The organism is Gulosibacter sediminis (assembly GCF_014904065.1).
GTDB lineage: Bacteria > Actinomycetota > Actinomycetes > Actinomycetales > Microbacteriaceae > Gulosibacter > Gulosibacter sediminis.
The window spans coordinates 93,809-115,783 of the sequence record NZ_JACXJG010000005.1 but is presented as its reverse complement, the minus strand read 5'-3'; the positions used below and the strand labels follow the sequence as shown (position 1 = coordinate 115,783).

The 21,975-nt window shown below is 67.1% G+C and carries 18 protein-coding genes and 3 pseudogenes (1 of these 21 running past the window's edge); 7 read left to right on the top strand and 14 right to left on the bottom strand.

Annotated elements, in window-relative coordinates; translation table 11 throughout:
* Both ID132_RS02435 and ID132_RS02430 read left to right on the top strand, forming a co-directional pair.
* Positions 1–1,518: pseudogene (locus tag ID132_RS02435) on the top strand (3-hydroxyacyl-CoA dehydrogenase NAD-binding domain-containing protein) (it extends 639 nt beyond the left edge of the window).
* 98 nt (positions 1,519–1,616) lie between these two features.
* Positions 1,617–2,510 (top strand): hypothetical protein, encoded by an 894-nt coding sequence (locus tag ID132_RS02430; RefSeq protein ID WP_193127778.1) that lies wholly within the window; start codon positions 1,617–1,619, stop codon positions 2,508–2,510.
* Here ID132_RS02430 and dxs read toward each other — a convergent pair.
* From dxs to dut, 5 genes are all read right to left on the bottom strand, one after another.
* Positions 2,464–4,434, bottom strand: a complete 1,971-nt coding sequence (dxs, locus tag ID132_RS02425) for a 1-deoxy-D-xylulose-5-phosphate synthase (protein WP_193127777.1) — start codon at positions 4,432–4,434, stop codon at positions 2,464–2,466. The two genes, ID132_RS02430 and dxs, sit on opposite strands and share 47 nt — an antisense overlap.
* 104 nt (positions 4,435–4,538) lie before the next feature.
* Entirely contained in the window at positions 4,539–7,235 is a 2,697-nt protein-coding gene (gene acnA, locus ID132_RS02420) for an aconitate hydratase AcnA (RefSeq protein ID WP_413229345.1), read from the bottom strand.
* Positions 7,236–7,308: 73 nt separating this feature from the next.
* Positions 7,309–8,070, bottom strand: a complete 762-nt coding sequence (locus ID132_RS02415) for a DUF3159 domain-containing protein (RefSeq protein WP_125105802.1) — start codon at positions 8,068–8,070, stop codon at positions 7,309–7,311.
* Between the two features lie 15 nt (positions 8,071–8,085).
* Positions 8,086–8,832: a DUF3710 domain-containing protein gene (locus ID132_RS02410; protein ID WP_235988237.1), complete on the bottom strand. Its 747-nt coding sequence runs from the start codon at positions 8,830–8,832 to the stop codon at positions 8,086–8,088.
* Positions 8,819–9,301, bottom strand: coding sequence for a dUTP diphosphatase (gene dut, locus ID132_RS02405; RefSeq protein ID WP_125105801.1), 483 nt, complete (start codon positions 9,299–9,301; stop codon positions 8,819–8,821). Before dut ends, ID132_RS02410 begins: the two co-directional genes overlap by 14 nt.
* Positions 9,302–9,391: 90 nt before the next feature.
* Between dut and ID132_RS02400 the strand changes: the two genes are divergently transcribed.
* Positions 9,392–9,850, top strand: a complete 459-nt coding sequence (locus tag ID132_RS02400) for a DUF3093 domain-containing protein (protein WP_193127776.1) — start codon at positions 9,392–9,394, stop codon at positions 9,848–9,850.
* 24 nt (positions 9,851–9,874) lie between these two features.
* Here ID132_RS02400 and ID132_RS02395 read toward each other — a convergent pair whose 3' ends face one another.
* A complete protein-coding gene (locus ID132_RS02395; protein ID WP_125105800.1) occupies positions 9,875–10,171 on the bottom strand; it encodes a DUF4193 domain-containing protein in 297 nt (98 codons plus the stop codon).
* 192 nt (positions 10,172–10,363) lie between these two features.
* Between ID132_RS02395 and sepH the strand changes: the two genes are divergently transcribed.
* Entirely contained in the window at positions 10,364–11,425 is a 1,062-nt protein-coding gene (gene sepH / locus ID132_RS02390) for a septation protein SepH (protein WP_125105799.1), read from the top strand.
* A 22-nt stretch (positions 11,426–11,447) separates the two neighbouring features.
* On the opposite strand, the gene ID132_RS02385 is transcribed toward sepH, so the two are convergent.
* On the bottom strand, positions 11,448–12,077 hold the full coding sequence (locus ID132_RS02385; protein ID WP_328743573.1) for an alkaline phosphatase family protein: 630 nt from the start codon (positions 12,075–12,077) through the stop codon (positions 11,448–11,450).
* A gap of 172 nt (positions 12,078–12,249) precedes the next feature.
* A pseudogene (locus tag ID132_RS15090) lies at positions 12,250–12,513 on the bottom strand (alkaline phosphatase family protein); the annotation flags it as partial.
* A gap of 151 nt (positions 12,514–12,664) precedes the next feature.
* Here ID132_RS15090 and ID132_RS02375 point away from each other — a divergent pair.
* A pseudogene (locus tag ID132_RS02375) lies at positions 12,665–15,125 on the top strand (DNA gyrase/topoisomerase IV subunit A).
* Between the two features lie 10 nt (positions 15,126–15,135).
* Here ID132_RS02375 and ID132_RS02370 read toward each other — a convergent pair.
* From ID132_RS02370 to paaA, 6 genes are read right to left on the bottom strand one after another with little or no spacing between them, the layout of a single operon-like run.
* Positions 15,136–15,918, bottom strand: a complete 783-nt coding sequence (locus tag ID132_RS02370) for an enoyl-CoA hydratase/isomerase family protein (protein ID WP_193127774.1) — start codon at positions 15,916–15,918, stop codon at positions 15,136–15,138.
* Between the two features lie 10 nt (positions 15,919–15,928).
* Positions 15,929–17,068, bottom strand: coding sequence for a 1,2-phenylacetyl-CoA epoxidase subunit PaaE (gene paaE / locus ID132_RS02365; RefSeq protein WP_193127843.1), 1,140 nt, complete (start codon positions 17,066–17,068; stop codon positions 15,929–15,931).
* A gap of 53 nt (positions 17,069–17,121) precedes the next feature.
* Entirely contained in the window at positions 17,122–17,658 is a 537-nt protein-coding gene (gene paaD / locus ID132_RS02360) for a 1,2-phenylacetyl-CoA epoxidase subunit PaaD (protein ID WP_193127773.1), read from the bottom strand.
* Between the two features lie 8 nt (positions 17,659–17,666).
* The gene (gene paaC, locus ID132_RS02355; protein ID WP_193127772.1) at positions 17,667–18,494 is read right to left on the bottom strand and encodes a 1,2-phenylacetyl-CoA epoxidase subunit PaaC; all 828 of its coding nucleotides are present in this window, start codon (positions 18,492–18,494) and stop codon (positions 17,667–17,669) included.
* Entirely contained in the window at positions 18,491–18,808 is a 318-nt protein-coding gene (paaB, locus tag ID132_RS02350) for a 1,2-phenylacetyl-CoA epoxidase subunit PaaB (protein WP_193127771.1), read from the bottom strand. Before paaB ends, paaC begins: the two co-directional genes overlap by 4 nt.
* A gap of 58 nt (positions 18,809–18,866) precedes the next feature.
* Positions 18,867–19,850, bottom strand: a complete 984-nt coding sequence (gene paaA, locus ID132_RS02345; protein WP_413229340.1) for a 1,2-phenylacetyl-CoA epoxidase subunit PaaA — start codon at positions 19,848–19,850, stop codon at positions 18,867–18,869.
* Between the two features lie 173 nt (positions 19,851–20,023).
* Between paaA and ID132_RS02340 the strand changes: the two genes are divergently transcribed.
* Both ID132_RS02340 and ID132_RS02335 read left to right on the top strand, forming a co-directional pair.
* Positions 20,024–20,506 carry a PaaI family thioesterase gene (locus tag ID132_RS02340; RefSeq protein ID WP_125105792.1) on the top strand — a complete coding sequence of 161 codons (483 nt, stop codon included), beginning with the start codon at positions 20,024–20,026 and terminating at the stop codon, positions 20,504–20,506.
* Between the two features lie 95 nt (positions 20,507–20,601).
* Positions 20,602–21,906, top strand: coding sequence for an AMP-binding protein (locus tag ID132_RS02335; protein WP_125107328.1), 1,305 nt, complete (start codon positions 20,602–20,604; stop codon positions 21,904–21,906).
* Positions 21,907–21,975 lie beyond the last annotated feature (69 nt).

Here is a 21,975-nt window from a genome sequence, read left to right as displayed (position 1 = left end):
TCGAGCTCGGCCTCGTCGACCGTCTCATCGCGCCGGTCAACTTCCTCGAAGACTCGCTGAAGTTCGCGGATGCGGTGCTCGGCGGCGAGACGGTGAAGCGCCCGAACGAGCCCGGCAAGATCGAGCGAGTCACAAAATGGGACATNCGGTGAAGATCGCGCGCAAGTCGGTCGAGGAGCGTCTCGGCACCGTGCCGCAGGCACCCTACCGGGCCCTCGACATCATCGCCCTCGCGAAGCATAACGACCTCGCGCGCGGGTTCGAGGCCGAGAACGAGGCGCTCGCCGACCTCATCTCGGGCGACCAGTTCATGGCATCAATGTACGGCTTCGACCTCGTGCAGCGCCGCGCGAAGCGCCCCGTCGGTGCGCCCGACAAGTCGCTCGCAGGCAAGGTCACCAAGGTGGGCGTCGTGGGCGCCGGCCTCATGGCCAGCCAGTTCGCGACGCTGTTCGTGCGACGCCTCAAGGTGCCCGTCATCATGACCGACCTTGACCAGGAGCGCGTCGACCGCGGTGTCGCGAACGTGCACGCCGAGCTCGAGAAGCTGCGCGACAAGGGTCGCCTCGACAACGACGAGTTCAACCGCCTCACCGCCCTCGTGACCGGCACGACCGACCGCAGCCAGTTCGCCGACTGCGACTGGGTGATCGAGGCCGTGTTCGAAGAGGTTTCGGTGAAGCAGGACGTCTTCGGCGACCTCGAGAACATCGTCTCTGAAGAAGCGATCCTCGCAACGAACACTTCCTCGCTCTCAGTGGACGAGATCGGCTCGAAGCTCCGCCACCCGGAGCGTCTCGTCGGCTTCCACTTCTTCAACCCGGTCGCCGTCATGCCGCTCGTCGAGGTGGTCAACGCAGCGAAGACGAACGAGGCCACGCTCGCGACGGCGATGCAGGTCGCGAAGAACCTCAAGAAGACCGCGGTCATCACCAGCGACCGCCCGGGCTTCGTCGTCAACCGCGTGCTCGCCAAGGTGCTCGGTGAGGCGATGCACGCCGTCGACACCGGCACCCCAATCGCCGTCGTCGACCACGCCTCCGACCCCATCGGCCTGCCGATGACCCCGTTCGAGCTACTCGAACTCGTTGGTCTCAAGGTCGGAGCGCACGTGCTCACCTCGCACCACACGCCGTTCCCCGACCGCTTCTTCGAGTCGAAGAACCTGGATGCGCTGGCCGATTCGGGCGCGAAGCTCATCGAGCGCGACGGCAAGGGTCGCCCGAAGGGCTACACGAAGGAGTTCGAGAAGGTCGTCGGCACCGAGGGCAAGACCCCCATGACCGCCGAGCAACTCCGTGAGCGCCTCGAGACCGGGCTCGCCGAAGAGATCAAGATCATGCTCGACGAAGGCGTCGTTACCGCCCCGGAGGACATCGACCTGAGCCTCATCCTCGGCGCGGGCTTCCCGCTGCTCGATGGCGGCATCACGCCGTACCTCGACCGCGTGGGCGCCAGCGANGCGCCTTCGGCGGCACGTTCCACACCCCGACGATCCGCGGCGCCGCACAGCGCTAAGGAACGCCCGAACGCGGGCCGACTCCCCCACCGGGAGCCGGCCCGCTTCGTTTTCCCGACTCAGTTTTGCGGCCACTGCCGTCGGCTAGCGTCGTGGCATGCGTGAATACCTCATCGACTCGCCCCGCCCGACCGACTCGGAGTCACTCCATGCGCTCCTGCGCGACATCATCGCAGAGGATGGCGCCCTCACCCGGGCCCAGGTCGACGCGATTCGCATGACGAGCCAGGTGCACGACGAGGGCACCCGCATCGAGCGGCTCGACCTCGACCTCTCGGGCACACAGCTAAGCCCGCGCCAGCTCGTCGAGCAGGCGAAGGAGCGAGAGCAGGAGGTGCCGGACGAGCCCGCGAAGCCAGTATCGCCCACGATCGTGCAGGTCGACGCGGCATCCTTCTCGGCGCAGCCGCTCAAGCTGGGGCCCCTCGAGCTCAGGGCGACCGGCTCGGCAGAGAACATCCGCTACGCCTGGCTCGAGGACGCGAAGGGCGGCCTCTGGGTCGAGCACCTCAAGTCGGCCGACGGCAAGCCGGGGCACGCCTCGGCGCAGTTCGAGGTCGACACACGCGACTTCGAGCCGCTCGCGCGCGAGGTGCTCGAGCGCGCCGACGCGAAGGTGAAGCTGCTCGAGTTCACGCCCGAGGTCGAGGCCCCGAGCGACCGCGAGGCCCACGTGCGCATCGCCTTGCGTTGCGGCTACGGCATCGTGCGCGCGAGCATCATCGTCGATGCGCAGGCGAGCATCGACGATGACATGGTGTTGCACATCAAGCAGGTGAAGTTCTCGAGCAAGAACCCCGTGCTCGCGCTCGCCTACAAGGCGGTCGAACGCATCGTGCTGCGCGACGGGCGCATTCCCGAAACCATCGCCATCAACGAGCAACTGCCCTCGGGCATTGAGCTCACGGATGCGCGCATCCGTGCGGTCGGTACCCGGCTCACGATCACTGGTGAGGTGCTTGCCGAGGGCGAAGCAGACTTTCCGGCGTAGTCGAGCCGCCAACGCGTTCGGGTCGCGCGTGCGGAATGCGTGACCCGAGCACCTGTGCCACGACGTTTCGCGCGATCTGCTGGGGCGTGAGCCCCGCATCCTCAAGAATCTGGCCGCGGCTCGCGTGGTCGATGAACTCGTCGGGCAGGCCGAGCTCGGTCACGGTCGTGTCGACCTCGGCCGCGCGCAGGTCTTGTCGCACCCGGGTGCCGATGCCGCCGACGACGATGCCGTCTTCGAGCGTGATGACGAGCCGGTGTTCGTCGGCGAGCGCGATGATGCTCTCGGGCACGGGCACGACCCAGCGGGGGTCGACGACCGTGACGCCGATGCCCTGGGCCTCGACGTGCTTCGCGACCTCAATCGCGGTGCCCGCCATCGACCCAACCGCGACGATGAGGACATCGGAACGGCTGCCGACATGCAGCACGTCGACGCCATCCTCGAGCCGACGTAGCGCCTCGATCTCGTCGCCGACCTTGCCCTTCGAATACCGCAGCACGGTGGGTCCGTCTTCCACGGCAACCGCCTCGCGGAATTCCTCGCGCAGCCGCGTCGCGTCGCGCGGCGCGGCGAGCCGAATGCCCGGCACGATCTGCAGCAACGCCAAATCCCACATGCCGTGGTGGCTCGGGCCGTCGGGGCCGGTCACGCCGGCGCGGTCGAGCACGAAGGTGACCGGCGCGTGGTGGAGGCCCACATCCATGAGCACCTGGTCGAACGCCCGATTCATGAACGTCGCGTAGATCGCGACGACCGGGTGCAGACCGCCGAAGGCCATCCCGGCGGCCGAAGTGACCGCGTGCTGCTCGGCAATGCCGACGTCGTGCACGCGCTTCGGGTACTTCTTCGCGAACGGTTCGAGGCCGACCGGGCGCAGCATCGCCGCGGTGATGCCCACGACGTCCTCGCGTTCGTCGGCCACCTTGACGAGTTCGTCGCCAAACACGGCCGTCCAGGACTGCCCGCTTGACTCGGCCACCGGCTCGCCCGTGATCGGGTCGATCTGGCCGACCGCGTGGAACTGGTCGTTCACGTCATCGGTGGCCGGCTTGAAGCCGTGCCCCTTCTCGGTGATGACGTGCACGATGACGGGCTGCCCGTAGTCGTGGGCCTGGCGCAGTGCCTCCTCAACGGCACGCTCGTCGTGGCCGTCGATCGGGCCGAGGTACTTGACGTCGAGGTTCGAGTAGAGCGACTCGTTGTTCGTGAAGCGCGAAAGGAAGCCGTGTAGACCGCCGCGCACCGCGCGATAGACGCTGCGGCCGAACTTGCCGCCGAAGCGCGAGAAGGCACGGTCGGAGGACTTCTGGAGACTCGTGTAGGTGCGGTCGGTCCGCACGCGGTTGAGGAAGCGGGCCATGCCGCCGATGGTCGGCGCGTACGAGCGGCCGTTGTCGTTAACGACGATGACGAGGCGGCGCGAGTTGTCGTCGCTGATGTTGTTCAGCGCCTCCCAGGTCATGCCGCCCGTGAGCGCGCCGTCGCCGACGACGGCAACGACGGCGCGGTCGCGCTGGCCGGTGACCTGCCAGGCGCGCGAGATGCCGTCGGCCCAGCTCAGCGAGCTCGAGGCGTGCGACGACTCGACGATGTCGTGCTCAGACTCGGCGCGCTGCGGGTAGCCAGCGAGGCCGCCGCGTTCACGCAGCTCGTCGAAGTTCTGGCGCCCCGTGAGCAGCTTGTGCACGTACGACTGGTGCCCCGTGTCGAACACCACGGCGTCCTTCGGTGAGTCGAAGACGCGATGAATCGCGAGCGTCAGTTCAACGACGCCGAGGTTCGGGCCAAGGTGCCCGCCGGTACGGCTGACGTGCTCGATCAGGAACGCGCGGACTTCTTCCGCCAATTGCTCGAGCTCCGCCTGCGAGAGACGGTCAAGATCTCGGGGCCCCTTAATCGATGGCAAGAGCTGCTCCGCCATTCGGACTCCCTTCTTCACGTAAGCAGTAATTCTACCGCCCGCGCGCGGAAAACCGCGTCGGCGGGCAGCCCTTAAGGCTACCCGCCGACGCGGTCTGCGGTGAACTACTTGTTCGCGACGAGCGAGCGCAGCACGTACTGCAGGATGCCACCGTTGCGGTAGTAGTCGGCTTCACCGGGCGTGTCGATGCGCACGACGGCGTCGAACTCGACCGGCTCGCGACCGGCCTCCGAGTTCTCGGTCGGGGTTGCCACGACGTGCACGGTCTTCGGGGTCGTGCCGTTGTTCAGCTCTTCGAGGCCCGTGATCGAGAACGACTCGGTGCCGTCGAGGCCGAGCGATGCGGCCGACTCGCCAGCAGGGAACTGCAGCGGCACAACGCCCATGCCGATGAGGTTCGAGCGGTGGATGCGCTCGTAGCTCTCGACGATGACCGCGCGAACGCCGAGCAGGCTGGTGCCCTTAGCAGCCCAGTCACGCGACGAGCCCGAACCGTACTCCTTGCCGCCGAGCACGACGAGCGGAGTGCCCTGCGCGGCGTAGTTCTGCGCCGCGTCGTAGATGAACGACTGCGGGCCGTCGGTCTGCGTGAAGTCGCGGGTGTAGCCGCCCTCGACGCCATCGAGGAGCTGGTTCTTCAGGCGAATGTTCGCGAAGGTACCGCGAATCATGACCTCGTGGTTACCGCGGCGCGAGCCGTAGGAGTTGAAGTCACGACGCTCCACACCGTGCTCGGTGAGGTACTGACCTGCCGGGCTCGCGGCCGGGATCGAACCCGCGGGCGAGATGTGGTCGGTCGTGGTCGAGTCGCCGAGCTTGACGAGCACGCGGGCATCGGTGATGTCGGCCACCGGGGTGAGCTCAAGCGTCATGCCGTCGAAGTACGTGGGCTTGCGCACGTAGGTCGACTCCGAGTCCCACTCGAAGGTCGAGCCGGCCGGGGTCGGCAGCGAACGCCAGCGGTCGTCACCCTCGAAGACCGAGGCGTACTCGTTCGTGTACATCTCAGTGTCGATCGACTCGTCGATTACCTGCTGCACCTCGGCCGCGTCGGGCCAGATGTCGGCGAGGAAGACGTCCTTGCCGTCCGAGTCCTGGCCGAGCGGCTGGTTCTCGAAGTCGAAGTCCATCGAGCCGGCGAGGGCGTAGGCCACGACGAGCGGCGGCGACGCGAGGTAGTTCATCTTCACGTCGGGGTTGATGCGACCCTCGAAGTTGCGGTTACCCGACAGCACCGCCGTGATGGCGAGGTCGTTGTCGTTAATGGCCTCCGAGATCGGCTGATCGAGCGGGCCCGAGTTACCGATGCAGGTGGTGCAGCCGTAGCCGACAAGGTAGAAGCCGAGGTCGTCGAGGTACTTCGTGAGACCCGACTTGTCGTAGTAGTTCGTGACGACCTTCGAGCCCGGTGCGAGCGTGGTCTTCACCCACGGCTTCGACTGCAGGCCCTTCTCGACCGCATTACGGGCGAGAATGCCCGCGGCCATCATGACCGAGGGGTTCGAGGTGTTCGTGCACGAGGTGATCGCGGCGATGCCGACGTGGCCGTGGTCGAGCTCGAACTCGGCACCGTTGTTGCTGACGGTGACGGGCTTCGAGGCCTCCGAAGCGTAGTTGTTCAGGTCGCTCTCGAACTGCGTCTTCGCGTTGTCGAGCTCGATGCGGTCCTGCGGGCGGCGGGGGCCGGCGATCGACGCGACGACGGTCGAGAGGTCGAGCTCGAGGTACTCCGAGAAGTTCGGCTCGTTGGCGGCGTCGTGCCAGAGCGTCTGCTCCTTGGCGTACGCCTCAACGAGCTTGACCTGCTCTTCCGAGCGGCCGGTGAAGCGGAGGTAGTTCAGCGTCTCGTCGTCGATCGGGAAGACCGCGGCGGTCGAACCGAACTCGGGCGACATGTTGCCGATGGTGGCGCGGTTCGCGAGCGGTACCTGGCCGACGCCCTCACCGTAGAACTCGACAAACTTGCCGACGACGCCGTGCTGGCGCAGCATGTCGGTGATCGTGAGCACGACGTCGGTCGCGGTCACGCCGGTGGGGATCGAGCCGTTGAGCTTGAAGCCGACGACCTTGGGGATGAGCATCGACACGGGCTGGCCGAGCATCGCGGCCTCGGCCTCGATGCCGCCAACGCCCCAGCCGAGCACGCCGAGACCGTTCACCATGGTGGTGTGCGAGTCGGTGCCGACGAGGGTGTCGGGGTAGGCCTGCTTGACGCCGTCGACCTCGCGCACGAAGGCGACGCGCGCCAGGTATTCGATGTTCACCTGGTGCACGATGCCGGTTCCCGGGGGGACGACCATGAAGTCGTCGAAGGCACCCTGGCCCCAGCGGAGGAATTGGTAGCGCTCACCGTTGCGCTGGTACTCGATCTCGACGTTGCGCTCGAAGGCGTCGTCGCTACCGAAGAGCTCGGCGATAACCGAGTGGTCGATCACGAGCTCGGCGGGTGCGAGCGGGTTGATCGTTTCGGGGTTGCCGCCAAGGTCCTTCACGGCCTCGCGCATGGTGGCAAGGTCGACGATGCAGGGCACACCGGTGAAGTCCTGCATCACCACGCGGGCCGGGGTGAACTGGATCTCGGTGTTCGGCTCGGCCGAGGCATCCCACGAGCCGAGTGCCTGGATCTGCTCGGCCGTCACGTTCGCGCCATCTTCGGTGCGAAGGAGGTTCTCGAGCAGCACCTTGAGGCTGAAAGGCAGCTTCTCGTAGCCGGCAACCTTGTCGATGCGGAAAATCTCGTAATCCGTGCCCTCGACGCTCAGAACGTCTTTGGCGCCGAAACTATTGATAGCAGTCACGATGCTCCTTATCTTTGACTTGCCGGAAGATATCTCGACTTAGAGAGATCTTACCGTATTTGCGGGTGCGACGAGTTCATTCGTCGGCCAGGTTCTGCTTAGGTTCGCCTGACTTGGCGGGGTCGGATGCGGTTTGGTATACGGCGCGAACAAAGAGCACAGTGAGCACGATCACGAGCGCGAACAGGGGCGCCCCCATGACCAAACGGGCAACCCCGAGGGCCTCGACGGCGCCAGCAAAATAGAGCGGCAACTGCACCGCGAGGCGAGCCAGGAAAAACACGACCCAGACGCCAGTCGCCAACTGCATCCACCACATCAGCCGCCGCGAGGCGCGCCACTTGGTGCCGTCGCCAAACAGGAAACCCGAGATGACGCCGATGATCGGCCAGCGGACGAGCATCGAGAGCAACAGCCCGGCCGCGTAGGCACCGTTGGTCCAGAACCCGACAACGAAGTACTGCGCACCCTCGCCACTGCGCAGCGCGAGGAACCCCGAGACGACGAGCCCGAGCAGGCCGCCGACCGCGGATGCGGCCGGCTCGCGGCGCACCAGGCGCACGATCACGAATGCGAGACCGATCACGGCGGGCACGCCCACCGAGAGCCAGAGGTCCTGCGTGAGCACGTAGAGCACGAGGAACGCGATCCCCGGCAGCAGCGCCTCGACGAGGCCGCGCCAGCCGCCCATCGCGGTGAGCAGCGCTGCCGACATCGAGTCGGTCTCGGCGACGCGCCCGAGCGCCGAGTTGCGCGCGGCGGCGCCAAACTTCTGCTGCAGTTCGTCGCCGCTCGGGCCCTCAGCCGCCGTGTCGCGCTCGCGCGGTTCGTCGCTCATGTCGTCACTGTTCCGTTAGGCCTGAAGCTTGCGCTTCGCCGCCTGCGCGGCGGCCTGCTTCTGCATTTGCTCGGCCATCGCCTTCGGCACCGTGAGCTCGAGCAGGTCGCGGGGCGGCGCAGCACGGCCGCCACGCACCACGATGACGCCGCGGAACAGCGCGAGCATCTCTTCGAGCTTCTCGTCATCGCGGGTCGCGGCACCGCTCACGACACCGCGGAGGAACCACCGGGGGCCGTCGACACCGTAGAAGAAGGCGCCGCGGCGCGGCGCGGCGCCCTTCTGGTTCGCCACCTGTGGCAAGAATGTGTGCAGCGCCGTACCGAGATCCGACTCGACCTCGGTCACCTCGCCACCCTGCTGCGTGACGGTCGTCTTGAGCTTGCTGCGCACATCCGCCCAGATGCCCGACGAGCGCGGAGCGGCGAACGCCTGCACCTGCAGCGTCGAGCCGTTGAGGTCGAGTGCAACGGCGATGACCCGGCGCGTCTTCTCGAGAAACTCGAGGCGCAGCGCGAGCCCCTCGCGGGCAGGGATGCGCAGGGCGCCAAAGTCGATGTAGCCGCTCGGGTTCGTCGCGGCGTCGGCCTCAGACTCGTCGTAGGGGCCCTCCTCAGCACGGTCGGCCGGGGCCTCCTTCTCGAATTCCTCGGGCTCCACCTCGTCGGTCTCGGCGTCGACCTCGAGCTCGTCATCCTCGACGACGAGCTTCTCCGCCTTCGGCACATCCTCCTGCTTGCGGAACATGTCAAACAGACCCATTCACGGGCTCCTCTCCTGCCTGCGTCGCGGTCGCGCCGTGCGCGTATCCGCTCGAGCCGAATCCTGCTTCCCCGCGCTCACCCTCGGGCAACACATCCACCTGCGAGAACACGACGGTGGGAATCGGCACTACTAGTAGCTGGGCGATGCGGTCGCCCACGTTGATCGTGTACGGCTCGCGAGCATCTGTATTCAGCAGCGAAACCTTGAGCTCGCCACGATATCCCGCGTCGATGACGCCCGGCGCATTCACGATCGTGATGCCATGCTTCGCGGCGAGACCCGAGCGTGGTGCGACGAGTCCGACCGTACCGGTCGGCAGCGCGATCGCGGTGCCGGTGCCAACGAGCGCGCGCTCGCCCGGTTGCAAGGTCAGCTCCTCGGCCGAGAGCAAATCGGCGCCAGCGTCGTTCGGATTCGCCCGGTAAGGCCGGGTACCGGTAAAGGGGATGTCGTAGTGGCCACTCACGCTACGTAGGCTAGTCGACCGGGGAAAGCTCTAATGAATCGAGCACCGAGAACTCAGGAATCCACGCGGTGACGGTGATTGCATAGCAGGGTGAATTACCGCGAACGAGTCTCCCCGTCCCTCTGGATGTACATCGCCGGGGCACTCATTGTGCCGGCGATGATCGTGGTATTTCTGCCGATCAACACCCTCGTCGGCGTGATCCTCGGTATCGCCCTGTACGGCGGGTACGTCGCCTTTCTCGTCAGCAGCTCCCCCGTCATCGAGGTCAGCGACGCGACCCTGCGCGTCGGCGCCGCCCAGATTCCGCTGCGCCATGTCGGCGCCGTCACCGCCAACGAGACCATGCCAGCGGCCCGCCACGCAGCGGGTCCAGGCCTGGATGCGCGGGCATGGACGAGCCTGCGCGGCTGGGTCCGCACGAGCGTGCGCGTCGAGATCACCGACGAGCGCGACCCGATCCCTTACTGGCTGTTCTCGACCCGCCGCCCCAAGGAGCTTGCGAAGGCGCTGGATGCGGCAGTGGCTCAGCTTCCGAAGCGAAGCTGAGCCACTGAGCGCGCGGGCGGTGAGTTAGCCGGCGCAGTCCTTACAGACCGGGTTGCCCTGCGTCGAGTGCGACGAGAGCTGCGAGCGGTGCTTGATGAGGAAGCACTCCATACAGGTGAACTCGTCGGCCTGCGGCGGAATCACGACGGTCTCAAGCTCAATATCACTGAGATCGCTGTCCGACAGGTCAAACCCGTGAACACCATCACCCTGGTCGATGTCGACATTCGCGGAAGCCGAGGCGGGTACTCGTTCCTTCAGCGCTTCGATCGAGTCGGTGTCTTCTTCTGTTTTACGAGGGGCATCGTAGTCAGTTGCCATTACCATCCAATAGCTCAAGAACGTGGCAGGGAAACACCCCTGCTGGCGCGCAATTATGCACGACATTTGCAGCCCGCGCAACGCGACCTTGGGCGGAACTCGCTGAGAGCGAATATTTCGGCGGCGCGCGAGCCATTTGCCGCACTCTTTCGGGCTTATCTGTGAAGCTTTTTGGCGATAGAGGAGGCTCAAATGCAGGAACTGCGGTTCGTCAGCGTCGAGGACGGCTGGATGCTCGCCACCAACGAAAACGGTGACCGATTCCGCCTTCGTGTCGACGACACGCTGCAGGCCGCACTCCGGCCGCAACGCCAGGTGCGCAGCGCCGGCCCGAAGGTGCCGCCACGTGAGATCCAGCAGCTGATTCGCGCCGGCCACACGGTCGACGAGGTCGTGGCCGAGACCGGCGCCGACCGTGAGACGGTCGAGCGCTTCGAGGCGCCGATCATTGCTGAGCGCGGCTACATCGTCGAACAGGCGCGAGGGGTGCCGGTGCGACTACAGCAGCAGGTTGACCCGCTCTCGAGCGAGGCCACGAGCTTCGGCGTCGCGATCGACGCGCGCCTCGAGCAGCTCGAGGCACGGCAGGTGCGCTGGGATGCCTGGCGCGACCCCGAGACCGGCTGGCACGTTGGCCTCAACTTCGTCACGGGCGACGTCGAGCGCCACGCGCTGTGGAAGTTCGACACGAAGGGCCACGCGCTGCGCCCCGACTCCCCCGCGGCCGTCACGCTGTCGCAGCAGGGCGAGGTGCAGGGCATGCGCGGGCCGCACCTGCGCGCTGTCGCCCACGAGCATCCCGAGGGCGTGATTCCCGTCGCCGAGAAGGACGCCCCCGCGGCGCCCGAAGCGAGCGAGGCCACGAGCTCGGCCACGACCTACGAGACCGCCGACCTGCTCGAGCAGCTGCGCCGCCGCCGCGGCGAGCGCCAGCACACGGTCTACGACGAGATGGCCGAGTACCAGGACGACGACGAGCTCGTCATCGACGGCCCGGCCGACGCGTCCGAGCCACAGGCGCGCGTGACGCCGTTCGCGGCCGCGAGCGCGCAGCCCGACGAGTCGCCGGCGGAGCCCGAGGCTGAGGTCGACCCCGAGCACGATCCGGTCGCGCTCGACGACGACGCGAACCAGCTCGACCTCGCGGTCGACGAGGCCGAGCAGGCACCGTCGCAGTCGCGCAAACGCACCGGCGCGCGCCCGGCGATGCCGACGTGGGACGAAATCGTCTTCGGTACTCGCACTGACGACTAGCNCCGACTCGCGCGCGAGTCGGCTAGCGCACGAAGGCCCCGAGGCGTACGAGCGGCACCGTTGTCTCTTCCGGTGTGACCGAGCCGTGCTGGCCGATCATTTGGCGCATGCTCGCGGGCATGGGGCGCACGTAGTACGAGACATCGCCGACGGCCGCGAGCACGACGTCGCCAATGCGGTCGAACACCTCTGGGTCGACATCGTCGCCGTACCAGCCGCGCGCGATCGCCTCGTCGCGGGTGAGCGCGACGGCGAGGTCGCCCTCGGCCGCTCGCAACCGGCTCGCGAGCACCTCGCGGTCGAGGTCGGTGGCGTCGTCGGGCAGGTAGATGTGCCGCAGCCGCGGCTCCCCCGCGACGGCAACCACGTCGCTCGGCAAAGCGTCGTCAATGTCGCGCTGTCGCTCGCGAGCGACATCGACCATGCCGTGGTCGGCGAGCAGCAGAATGCCGATGTCGTCGGGTACGAGCTCGAGCAGGCGGTCGATCGACGCATCGAGCTCCTCGAGCCGGGCCGTCCACGCATCCGACTCCCAGCCCTGCGAGTGGCCCGTCTGGTCGAGCTCGGCGTGGTACAGGTAAATNGAGCGGATGCGCGAGCTCGCGCGCCGCCTGCGCGGCCACCTCACTGCGCTCGCGCATCGTCTCGGCACCGAGGTAGTCGGCGCCGCGCAGGCTCGCGAGTGTGAGCCCGGAGTCACGGTAATCCTCGACCGAAACGACAACGGGGCTCGCGCCACGAACCGTCTCGAACACGGTGTCGCGCAGCTGCCAAGTGTCGGGCGGCATGTTCGTTCCCCAGCCCGAGAGCTGGTTCAGGTACATGCGCTGCTCGCGGTCCCACACCGAGTACGCGACCATGCCGTGGTCACCAGCCCGGCTCGCGGTCGTGAGCGAGGTGATGCCCGAGACCGTGGTTGAGGGGAAGCTTTGCGCGGTGCCGTCGTTCCAGGCACGCGTGATCGTGCGCGCATGCCCCGAGCGGGCCCGGAGCTGATGCGCCCCGAGGCCGTCCACGAGGATGACGATGGCGCCGCGAACTTCGGGGAGGTCGAGCCGCCCCGTCGCGTCGGGCGACGGCACGCCCATCGCGGCAAGGCAATCCGGCAACACGTCGGCGAGGAGCGGCTGATCACCCGGTGATTCCACTAACGTAAACGGCATCTGAGTATCTTTTCACACTCGCAATGCCCGGCCGGAACGCCGTTTTGGCGTGCGACAAGGCAGGTGGATGCAACAAATGGCGACGGGCGCAAACGGCGAACGCATTGAAGACGTTGACGTCTCGGGCGAGATGCAGGGGTCGTACCTCGAGTACGCCTACTCCGTCATCTACTCTCGCGCGCTGCCCGACGCCCGCGACGGCCTCAAGCCCGTGCAGCGGCGCATCCTCTACCAGATGACCGAGATGGGTCTGCGCCCCGACCGCGGGCATGTGAAGTCGGCCCGCGTCGTCGGCGACGTCATGGGCAAGCTGCACCCCNGGCGACTCGGCGATCTACGACGCGCTCGTGCGCCTCGCGCAGCCGTTCGTGCAGCGGGTCCCGCTCGTCGACGGCCACGGCAACTTCGGCTCGCTCGACGACGGCCCCGCCGCGCCCCGCTACACCGAGGCCCGCCTCACCGCCGCGGCCCTTGCTCTCACAGACTCGCTCGACGAAGACGTCGTCGACTTCGTGCCGAACTACGACAACTCGCTGCAGCAGCCGGAGGTGCTGCCCTCGGCGTGGCCGAACCTGCTCGTCAACGGCGCCTCGGGCATCGCCGTGGGCATGGCGACGAATATGGCGCCGCACAACCTCGGCGAGGTGATCTCGGCCGCGCGGCACCTGCTCGCGCATCCCGACGCCACGCTCGAGGACCTCATGGAGCACGTGCCCGGCCCTGATCTGCCGGGCGGTGCCCGCATCGTCGGCCTCGACGGTGTACGCGACGCCTACGCGAACGGGCGTGGCTCGTTCACCATGCGCGCGACGGCATCGATCGAGCACGTCACCGCCCGCCGCCTCGGCATCGTCGTCTCCGAGCTTCCGTACCTCGTTGGCCCTGAGAAGGTCATCGAAAAGATCAAGCAGGGCGTGCAGTCCAAGAAGCTTGCCGGCATCTCGCAGGTCACCGACCTCACCGACCGCAAGTCGGGCCTCAAGCTCGTCATCGAGCTGAAGACGGGATTTGCGCCCGAGGCCGTGCTCGAACAGCTCTACCGGCACACCCCGCTCGAAGATTCCTTCCACATCAACAACGTCGCGATTGTCGACACCGCGCCGAAGACGCTCGGCCTACGCGAGATGCTCGACGTGTATCTCAAGCACCGCATCAGCGCGGTGCGGCGCCGCAGCCAGTTCCGCTTGAACAAGCACAAGGACCGTCTGCACCTCGTCGACGGCCTGCTCATCGCGCTCGTCGACATCGATGAGGTCATCGAGATCATCCGGTCGTCCGACGACGCTGAGGCCGCCCGGAGCCGGCTCATGCTCGTCTTCGACCTTTCGGAACGCCAGGCCGAATACATCCTCGAGTTGCGCCTGCGTCGCCTCACGAAGTTCTCGCGCATCGAGCTCGAGACCGAAGCCGACGAGCTGCGACGCAAGATTGCCGACCTCGAGGCGCTCCTCGCCGACGAGCAGTTGCTGCGCCAGGCCGTCAGCCAGGAACTCAGCGACACGTCTGACCAGTTTGCGACGCCGCGCCGCACCGTGCTCATCGCCGACGACACCGAGATTCGGGCGGCAAAGCAGAGCGCGAAGTCGGGCGAGGCGTCGCTGCAGTCGAGCGACGACCCGACCCGCGTCATCTTCTCGGCGAGCGGACGCATCCTGCGCGTCAACGTGGCCGAGGGCGAGACGTTCGTGCGCCCGAAGCGCCGCACGAAGCACGACGCGATCCTCGCCGAGATCGCGACCACCACGCTGAGCGACATCGGTGCCGTAACGAACCGCGGCATCGTCTACCGCATGACCGCCGTCTCGCTGCCCGCCTCGCCGGCTAGCTCAGTGCTGCTCACCGGTGGCGTCATGGCGCGCGACTACTTCGGCATCACCGACAAGGCAGAGCGAATCGTGGGCCTCGTGCCGTTGAGCGTATCGACGCCGCTCGCCATTGGCACCCGCAACGGCGTCGTCAAGCGTGTGAACCCCGCCGAATGGGGCAAGCAGCACGAGCTCTCGGCCATCGCGCTCAAGGGTGATGACGAGGTGGTGGGCGCCGCCCGGGCCGACGACGCGGACGACCTTGTGTTCGTCACGTCCGACGCCCAGCTGCTGCGGTTCGAGGCGTCGAACGTGCGTCCGCAAGGGATCGGCGCCGGCGGCATGGCCGGCGTGCGGCTCAGCGACGGCGCGCGGGTCATCGGTTTCTCGGTCGTTACCTCGGCGCAGCGCGACGACGCGGTCGTCGTGACCATCGCCGAGCCACCGAGCGACGAAGCGCTGTTCGCCGACGTCGAGGGCAGCGCGAAGGTCACCCCGCTCGCCGAGTACCCGACCAAGGGCCGCGGCACCGGCGGCGTGCGCGCGCAGCGCTTCGTGCGCGGCGAATCGGCCCTTGCGATCGGCTGGGTCGGCCCAGGCCCCGCGCACGCGAATGCGAAGGACGGCGCGATTCGTCAGCTGCCCGAGCTGGTCGCCCGCCGGGATGCGTCGGGCACCAAGCTCGAGGGCACGGTCGCGTACGTGGGTCGCGCGATGGGCCAACCCGCCTAGGCGGGGCCGGTCAGCGGCCTGTGAATGTGGGCTTGCGCTTCTGCTGGAACGAGGCGAAGCCCTCGCGATAGTCTTCGGTCGCGCAGAGGTCTGCCTGCGCGTGGTTCTCGGCCGACATCGACTTCCACAGGCCAACTCGCTGATCGCGGATTTGCTGCACAAGCTCCTTCGAGGCGTTGAACGCGAGCTTGGCTCCCGAGGCCGCCTTCGCCGCGCGCACGCGCGTGAATTCGAGCAGTTCATCGTCGGCGACCCAGCGGCTAAACAGCCCCTGATCGACCGCCTCGCGGCCGCTCATGAACTCGGCCGTGTAGATGAGGTCGAGCGTGCGATGCGGCCCGAGGCGCTCCGTGAACAGCCAGTGCCCGCCCGAGTCAAGCGTCGCCCCGAGGTTCGCAAACGGCGAACCAAGCTTCGCCCGTTCGGCGACGTAAACGACGTCGCACGCGAGCGCGAGCCCGAGCCCGACCCCGAGGCAGGCGCCCTGCACCGCCGCGAATGTCGGCGCGGGAAACTCGCTGAGCGCGCGCATGACCGTCTCGACGCCACCCTCGAGATAGCCGATCACGTCGTCCTCGGCGGGGTCGACGCCCGAGATGTCGCGGCCAGCGCAGAATGCGCGGCCCTCGCCTCGCAGCACCAGCGCTCCAATCTCGCCCGAGTCGACGGCCGAGGCCGCCGCTCGAATCGCCGTCGCGAGCTCCTCAAGGTCGCCGAAGCCGAGCGAGTTGAGCCGCTCGGGCGCATCCAGGACAATCTCAATCACCCGGTCGGTCACCTGGGTCGTAATCACGGCGTGCCTCCTAGGCGTCGAAGTCCACCGCGACGCGATCGCTCGTCGGTCGCGACTGGCAGGTCAGTACGTAGCCGCGCTCGACGTCGTCGGCCTCGAGCGCGTAGTTCTCGGCCATGTCGACGGTGCCCTCGGTGACTTTCGCGCGGCAGGTGCCGCAGACCCCGCCGGCGCAGGCGAACGGCACGTCGGCGCGCACGCGCAGCGCCGCGTTGAGCACCGTCTCGCGGGCGGTCTTCGGCGACTTCACGTCGCCGGTCAGGCCGTCGAGCTGGAAGCTGATCTCGAAGTTCTCGCCCTCGGGGTCGACCTCGACCGGTCGCCCGGCGCTGCCCTGGGCGCCCTCGCCCGGCTGGCCGGTCGAGAACAGTTCGAAGCGCACCTTCGCGGCCGGCACATTGCGGCCATCCAGCTCGTCGCGGATGAGCTGCACGAGTTCGAACGGCCCGCAGAGGAACCACTCGTCGACCTTGTCGACATCGATGAGGTGCGTGAAGATCTGGCCGAGGCGGTCGGCGTCGATGCGCCCCGAGTAGATCGGCGCCTGGCGCTGCTCGCGCGAGAGCACGTGGTGAATCGCGAGCCGCGACGGGTAGCGGTCCTTGAGGTCAGCGAGCTCCTCGAGGAACATCACCTCGCTCGCGGAACGGTTCGCGTAAATCAGGTCGAGCGTCGTCTCAGGATGCGCGAGCAGGGTCTTCGCGATCGCGAGGATGGGCGTGATGCCCGAGCCGGCTGCGGCCGCCACGAAATGCGTGCGCCCCGCCGCGAGCGCCTCGCCCGAAACGGCCTCGGCATCGTTCATGCCGGTGAGCCGGTGCTGCGAGATGAACGCACCCTGCGGACTCATCACCTCGAGCGTCTCCCCCGCCTTGAGGTCTTCGTTCGCCCAGGTCGAGAAGACGCCGCCGAGGTCTTTCTTGATGCCGACCTTGAGCACACCCGGGGTGGGCGCCTCGCAGATCGAATAGCTGCGGCGGATCTCGGTGCCGTCGATCTCGGTGCGCAGCGCCACGTACTGGCCCGCCACATAGTCGTATTCGTCCTGCAGTTCGGCGGGCACGGCGAAGCTCACCTCGACCGCGCTGTCAGTAAGCCTGCGCACCTGCGACACCTCGAGTGGGTGAAACGTCGCACGACGCTTGCCCATGCCAGAGCCTTCGCCGGCCGATGAGTCGGATTTGTTCAGATTCGTAGCAGTCACTAGTGCACCTTGAAGTAATCGAAGGGCTCCTTGCATTCGGCGCACTGATACAGCGCCTTGCAGGAGGTGGAGCCGAAGCGGCTGAGTTCGTTGGTCTGGATGGACCCGCAGCGAGGGCAGCGTACCGAGAGCGAGAGGCGAGTCGCGCCGCGCTGCGCGCCGACGGCCGAGCGGCCGGAGGGCGGCGCGATGCCGTACTCCTCGAGCTTGCGCTTGCCCTCGTCGGTAATCCAGTCGGTGCTCCAGGCCGGCGCGAGCACGAGCACAACCTCGGGGTCGGCGTAGCCGGCCGACTCGAGCGCGTGCAGGAGGTCCTGCTTAATCGTGCCCATCGCCGGGCAGCCCGAGTACGTCGGCGTGATGATCACCTGCGCCGTGCCGTCGTCGGCGACGAGCGCATCGCGGAGGATGCCGAGGTCGGCGATCGTGAGCACGGGAATCTCCGGATCGGCAACCTGCGCGGCGACGTCCCACACCGCACCCGCCCGGGCGTCGCTGGGCCGCGTCGACGTGTGGGGATGCACCTGCGTGTTCATGCCCCCACCTACCAGCTCGCGCCAGGGTGCTTCCGTGCCAGCACCTGCATCTCGGCGAGGAGGTAACCGAGCGACTCGCGGTGCTCGCCGCGGCGGCCTCCGGTGAGGGCCTGGGGCACCTCGGGCAGCGTGAGTCCGGCCTCGGCTAGCACCGAGGTCACGCGCGACATCACCGGCTCGCGCAGCGCGGATGGGCGCGGCGCGATGCCGTCGAGGCGATCGTGCAGCTCCTCGTTGTCGAACAGTTCGTCGAGGTAGGGCGCGATGTAGTCGAGCCCCGCCTGCAGTCGAGCGTTCGCCGCTTCGGTACCGATGCCGAGTCGCAGCGTCCACTGCTCGGCGTGGTCGACGTGGTAGTCGTACTCCTTCGCGGCCTTCTGCGCGATCGCCGCGAGAATCTCGTCCTGCGAGTGCGAGAGGCGCGAGAAGAGCTCGAAGCCGTAGTGGGCCCAGACAAGCTGCCGGGCGATGGTGCGACCGAAGTCCTCGCTCTCGAGCTCGACAAGGTGCAGGCTGCGGAACTCCTCTTCCTCGCGGAAGTAAGCGAGGTCATCCTCGCTCTTGCCCCACGCGCTGCCCGCATAGGTGAGCAGTACGCGCGCGTGGCCGAGCAGGTCAAGCGCGATGTTGCTCAGTGCGATGTCTTCCTCGAGCTCGGGCGCGCGGGCAACCCACCAGAGGTTGCGCTGCGCGAGAATCAGCGCGTCGTCGCCGAGTCGCAGCGCGTACTGCGCGACATCCTCGCTGGCGTGCACATCGCGCTGGATGAGCTCCTCGCTCGTAAGCGCGTAGCCGGCCGAGATGAGGGTCGCGGAATCGAAGCCCGAGCCGCTCACAGGTGCTTCACCCCTTCGGACTTCGTGTAATAGGTCGCGTGGCGAAAGTTCTTGCCCTGCGACGACTCAAAGTAGGAGTCCTTGTGGTCGGGGTCGCTCGCGGTGATGTCGGTGCTGCGCACCACCCAGAGCGAAACGCCCTCGTTGCGACGGGTGTACAGGTCGCGCGCGTTGCGCAGAGCCATATGTTCGTCGGGCGCGTGCAGCGAGCCGGCGTGTACATGGCTCAGGCCACGCGACGAACGGACGAACACTTCCCAGAGCGGCCACTCGTTGCGGCCCGCGGGCTGAACGGATTCGGTCGTTTCGGACATTTCACACTCTCCATCGAGTCGTCGCGGTGCTCCACCGCAACGAGAAAACTAGTACGGGCTACGCCACGCGGGTGGCGACGTCGGCCTGCTTCGCGGCGTAGGCCGCGGCAGCCTCGCGCACCCAGGCGCCGTTCTCGTGCGCTTCCTTACGGCGGGCAAGGCGTTGCGCGTTCGCGGGGCCGTGGCCCTTGATGACGTCGAAGAATTCGGTCCAGTCGAGCTCGCCAAAGTCGTAGTGGCCGCGCTCCTCGTTCCACTTGAGCTCGGGGTCGGGCAAGGTCAGGCCGAGCCCCTCGGCCTGCGGCACGATCATGTCGACGAAGCGCTGGCGCAGCACGTCGTTCGAGAAGCGCTTAATGTTCCAGTCCATCGACTGCTGCGAGTTCGGCGACTGGTCGTCCGGCGGGCCGAACATCTGCAGCGCGGGGCCGTAGAGGCGGTTCACGGCCTCCTGCGCCATCTGCTTCTGCGCGGGCGTGCCGTTCGAGAGCGAGTAGAGGATCTCCCAGCCCTGGCGCTGGTGGAACGACTCTTCCTTGCAGATGCGCACCATCGCGCGGCCGTACGGTCCGTACGAGCAGCGGCACAGCGGCACCTGGTTGCAGATCGCGGCACCGTCGACGAGCCAGCCGATCGCGCCCATGTCGGCCCAGGTGCGGGCCGGATAGTTGAAGATCGACGAGTACTTCGCCTTGCCCGAGATGAGCTGCTCGGTCATGACGTCGCGCGGAGTGCCGAGCGTCTCAGCGGCCGAGTAGAGGTAGAGGCCGTGGCCGGCCTCGTCCTGCACCTTGGCGGTGAGAATCGCCTTGCGCTTCAGCGACGGGGCTCGGGTGATCCAGTTCGCCTCGGGCTGCATGCCGATGATCTCGGAGTGCGCATGCTGGGCCATCTGGCGCGTGAGGGTCTTGCGGTAGGCGTCGGGCATCCAGTCGGCCGGCTCGACGCGCGTGTCGTCGGCGATGAGCTGGTCAAAGTACGCCTGCGCCCGCTCGAGGTCGAGTTCGTCGCGGCCGGGCAGCTCGGTCACATTGTTCGTCACTGTGTGTCTCCTTCGACTTGGCGGTGGCCGCGTGGGCGCACGCGACTACACGTCAGCAATTACAGAACGTGCGTTCAGTATATGTGTTCCACTCGAAAGGTCAAGCAACCGACTCTCAGCGATATTTCGAATTTTCTGTAAGACTGTTCAGGAATTCACGAAGGAGTGAACCCATGACCCAGGCACCGTCGCCGACCACCAGGAATTCCGCTGTCGAATCCACCCCCACGTTCGACGAGCTCGCATCCTCCCACCGCATCCTGCAGGACGATTTTGCGAGCAAGTGGATGGGCATTCGCGTGCGCTCGTACGCGCCCGGCAAGGTCGAGATCGAGATGGAGCTTCGCCAGGAGATGCTCAACGGATTTGGCATCGCCCACGGTGGCATGGTGTTCGCGTTCGCCGACACGGCGTTCGCTCTCGCGTGCAATCCACCCGAGGACGACGGCACCATCACGGTCGCGCAGGGAGTCGACATCAACTTCCTCCGCCAAGCGACGCAGGGGCAAACCCTCACCGCTCGCGCCGAGATGCAGCACCAGGCCCGAAGCGGCATCTGCGACATCGAAATCTTCGCGCAGAGCCCCGACGACACCGAGGCACAACGCATCGCCCTCTTCCGCGGCCGCTGCCGGACCATCCGCAAGCCCGAGTAGCCACCGACTCCACTCCCCCACCAATCGATCTGAGAAGGCAACGATTTCCCGTGGACCAGAAATTTGATCTCGACACGCTCGACCCCGAAGAGCAGATGAGCCGTGAGGAGCTCGACGCACTGCAGCTCGAGCGCCTCAAGTGGACCGTGCGTCACGCGTACGAGAACGTGCCGATGTACCGCAAGAAGTTCGACGAGGCCGGCGTCACCCCCGACGATCTGCAGGAGCTTGCCGACCTCGCGAAGTTCCCGTTCACGACGAAGGAAGATCTCCGCGAGAACTACCCGTTCGGCACCTTCGCCGTGCCGATGGAGCAGGTGCGCCGTGTGCACGCATCGTCGGGCACGACCGGGCGCCCAACCGTGGTCGGCTACACCGAGGGCGACCTCGACCGCTGGGCCCGCGCCGTCGCCCGCGTCATGCGACTCGCCGGTGCCCGGAAGGGCGACATCGTCCATAACGCCTACGGCTACGGCCTGTTCACCGGCGGTCTCGGCGCCCACGCCGGCATCGAAGCGGCCGGCCTTACGGTCGTGCCGATGTCGGGCGGCCAGACCTCGCGCCAGATTCAGATGATTCGGGACTTCACGCCACGCATCATCATGTGTACACCCTCGTATCTGCTGACGATCCTCGACGAGATGCATCAGCAGGGCCTCGATGCCCGCGACACCTCGCTCGAGATCGCGATCCTCGGCGCCGAGCCGTGGAGCGAGCAGATGCGCGCCGAGATCGAGCGCGGCTTCGACCTCAAGACCATCGACATCTACGGCCTGTCGGAGCTCATGGGTCCCGGCATGGCGGGCGAGTCGGTCGAGCATCAAGACGGTGCGACGATCTGGGAGGATCTCTTCCGCCCCGAGATCGTCGACAAGGACGACCTCACGAAGGTGCTGCCAGACGGTGAGATCGGTGAGCTCGTGTTCACCTCGCTCACCAAAGAAGCCATGCCGATCATCCGCTACCGCACGAAGGACCTTTCGACGCTGCTGCCAGGCGACGCCCGCCCGAACATGCGCCGCATGAAGAAGGTCGCAACCCGCACCGACGACATGATCATCCTGCGCGGCGTGAATATGTTCCCGTCGCAGATCGAGGAGCTCGCGCTCGGCCAGCGCGCGCTCAGCCCGTACTACCACCTCGAGCTCACGCGCCCGAAGCGGATGGACGAGCTCACGGTCGTGATCGAGCGTCGCCCCGAGTTCACCATGGCTGAGGCCCAGGCCTGCGGCGAGCACCTGCGCCAGGACATCAAGATCCGCATCGGCTCCTCGGTGCGCATCCACATCGTCGACCCGAACACCGTCGCCCGTTCCGAGGGCAAAGCGAAGCGCATTTTCGACTACCGCGACCGGCCGCAGTCGGAGCTACCCGACCACTACCGCCCGCTCACGCGCTAACGCGACCACCGCATCCGGGACCCGCCACACCAGCGGGTCCCGTTTGCGTACGTGCCCGTCGCTCCCATT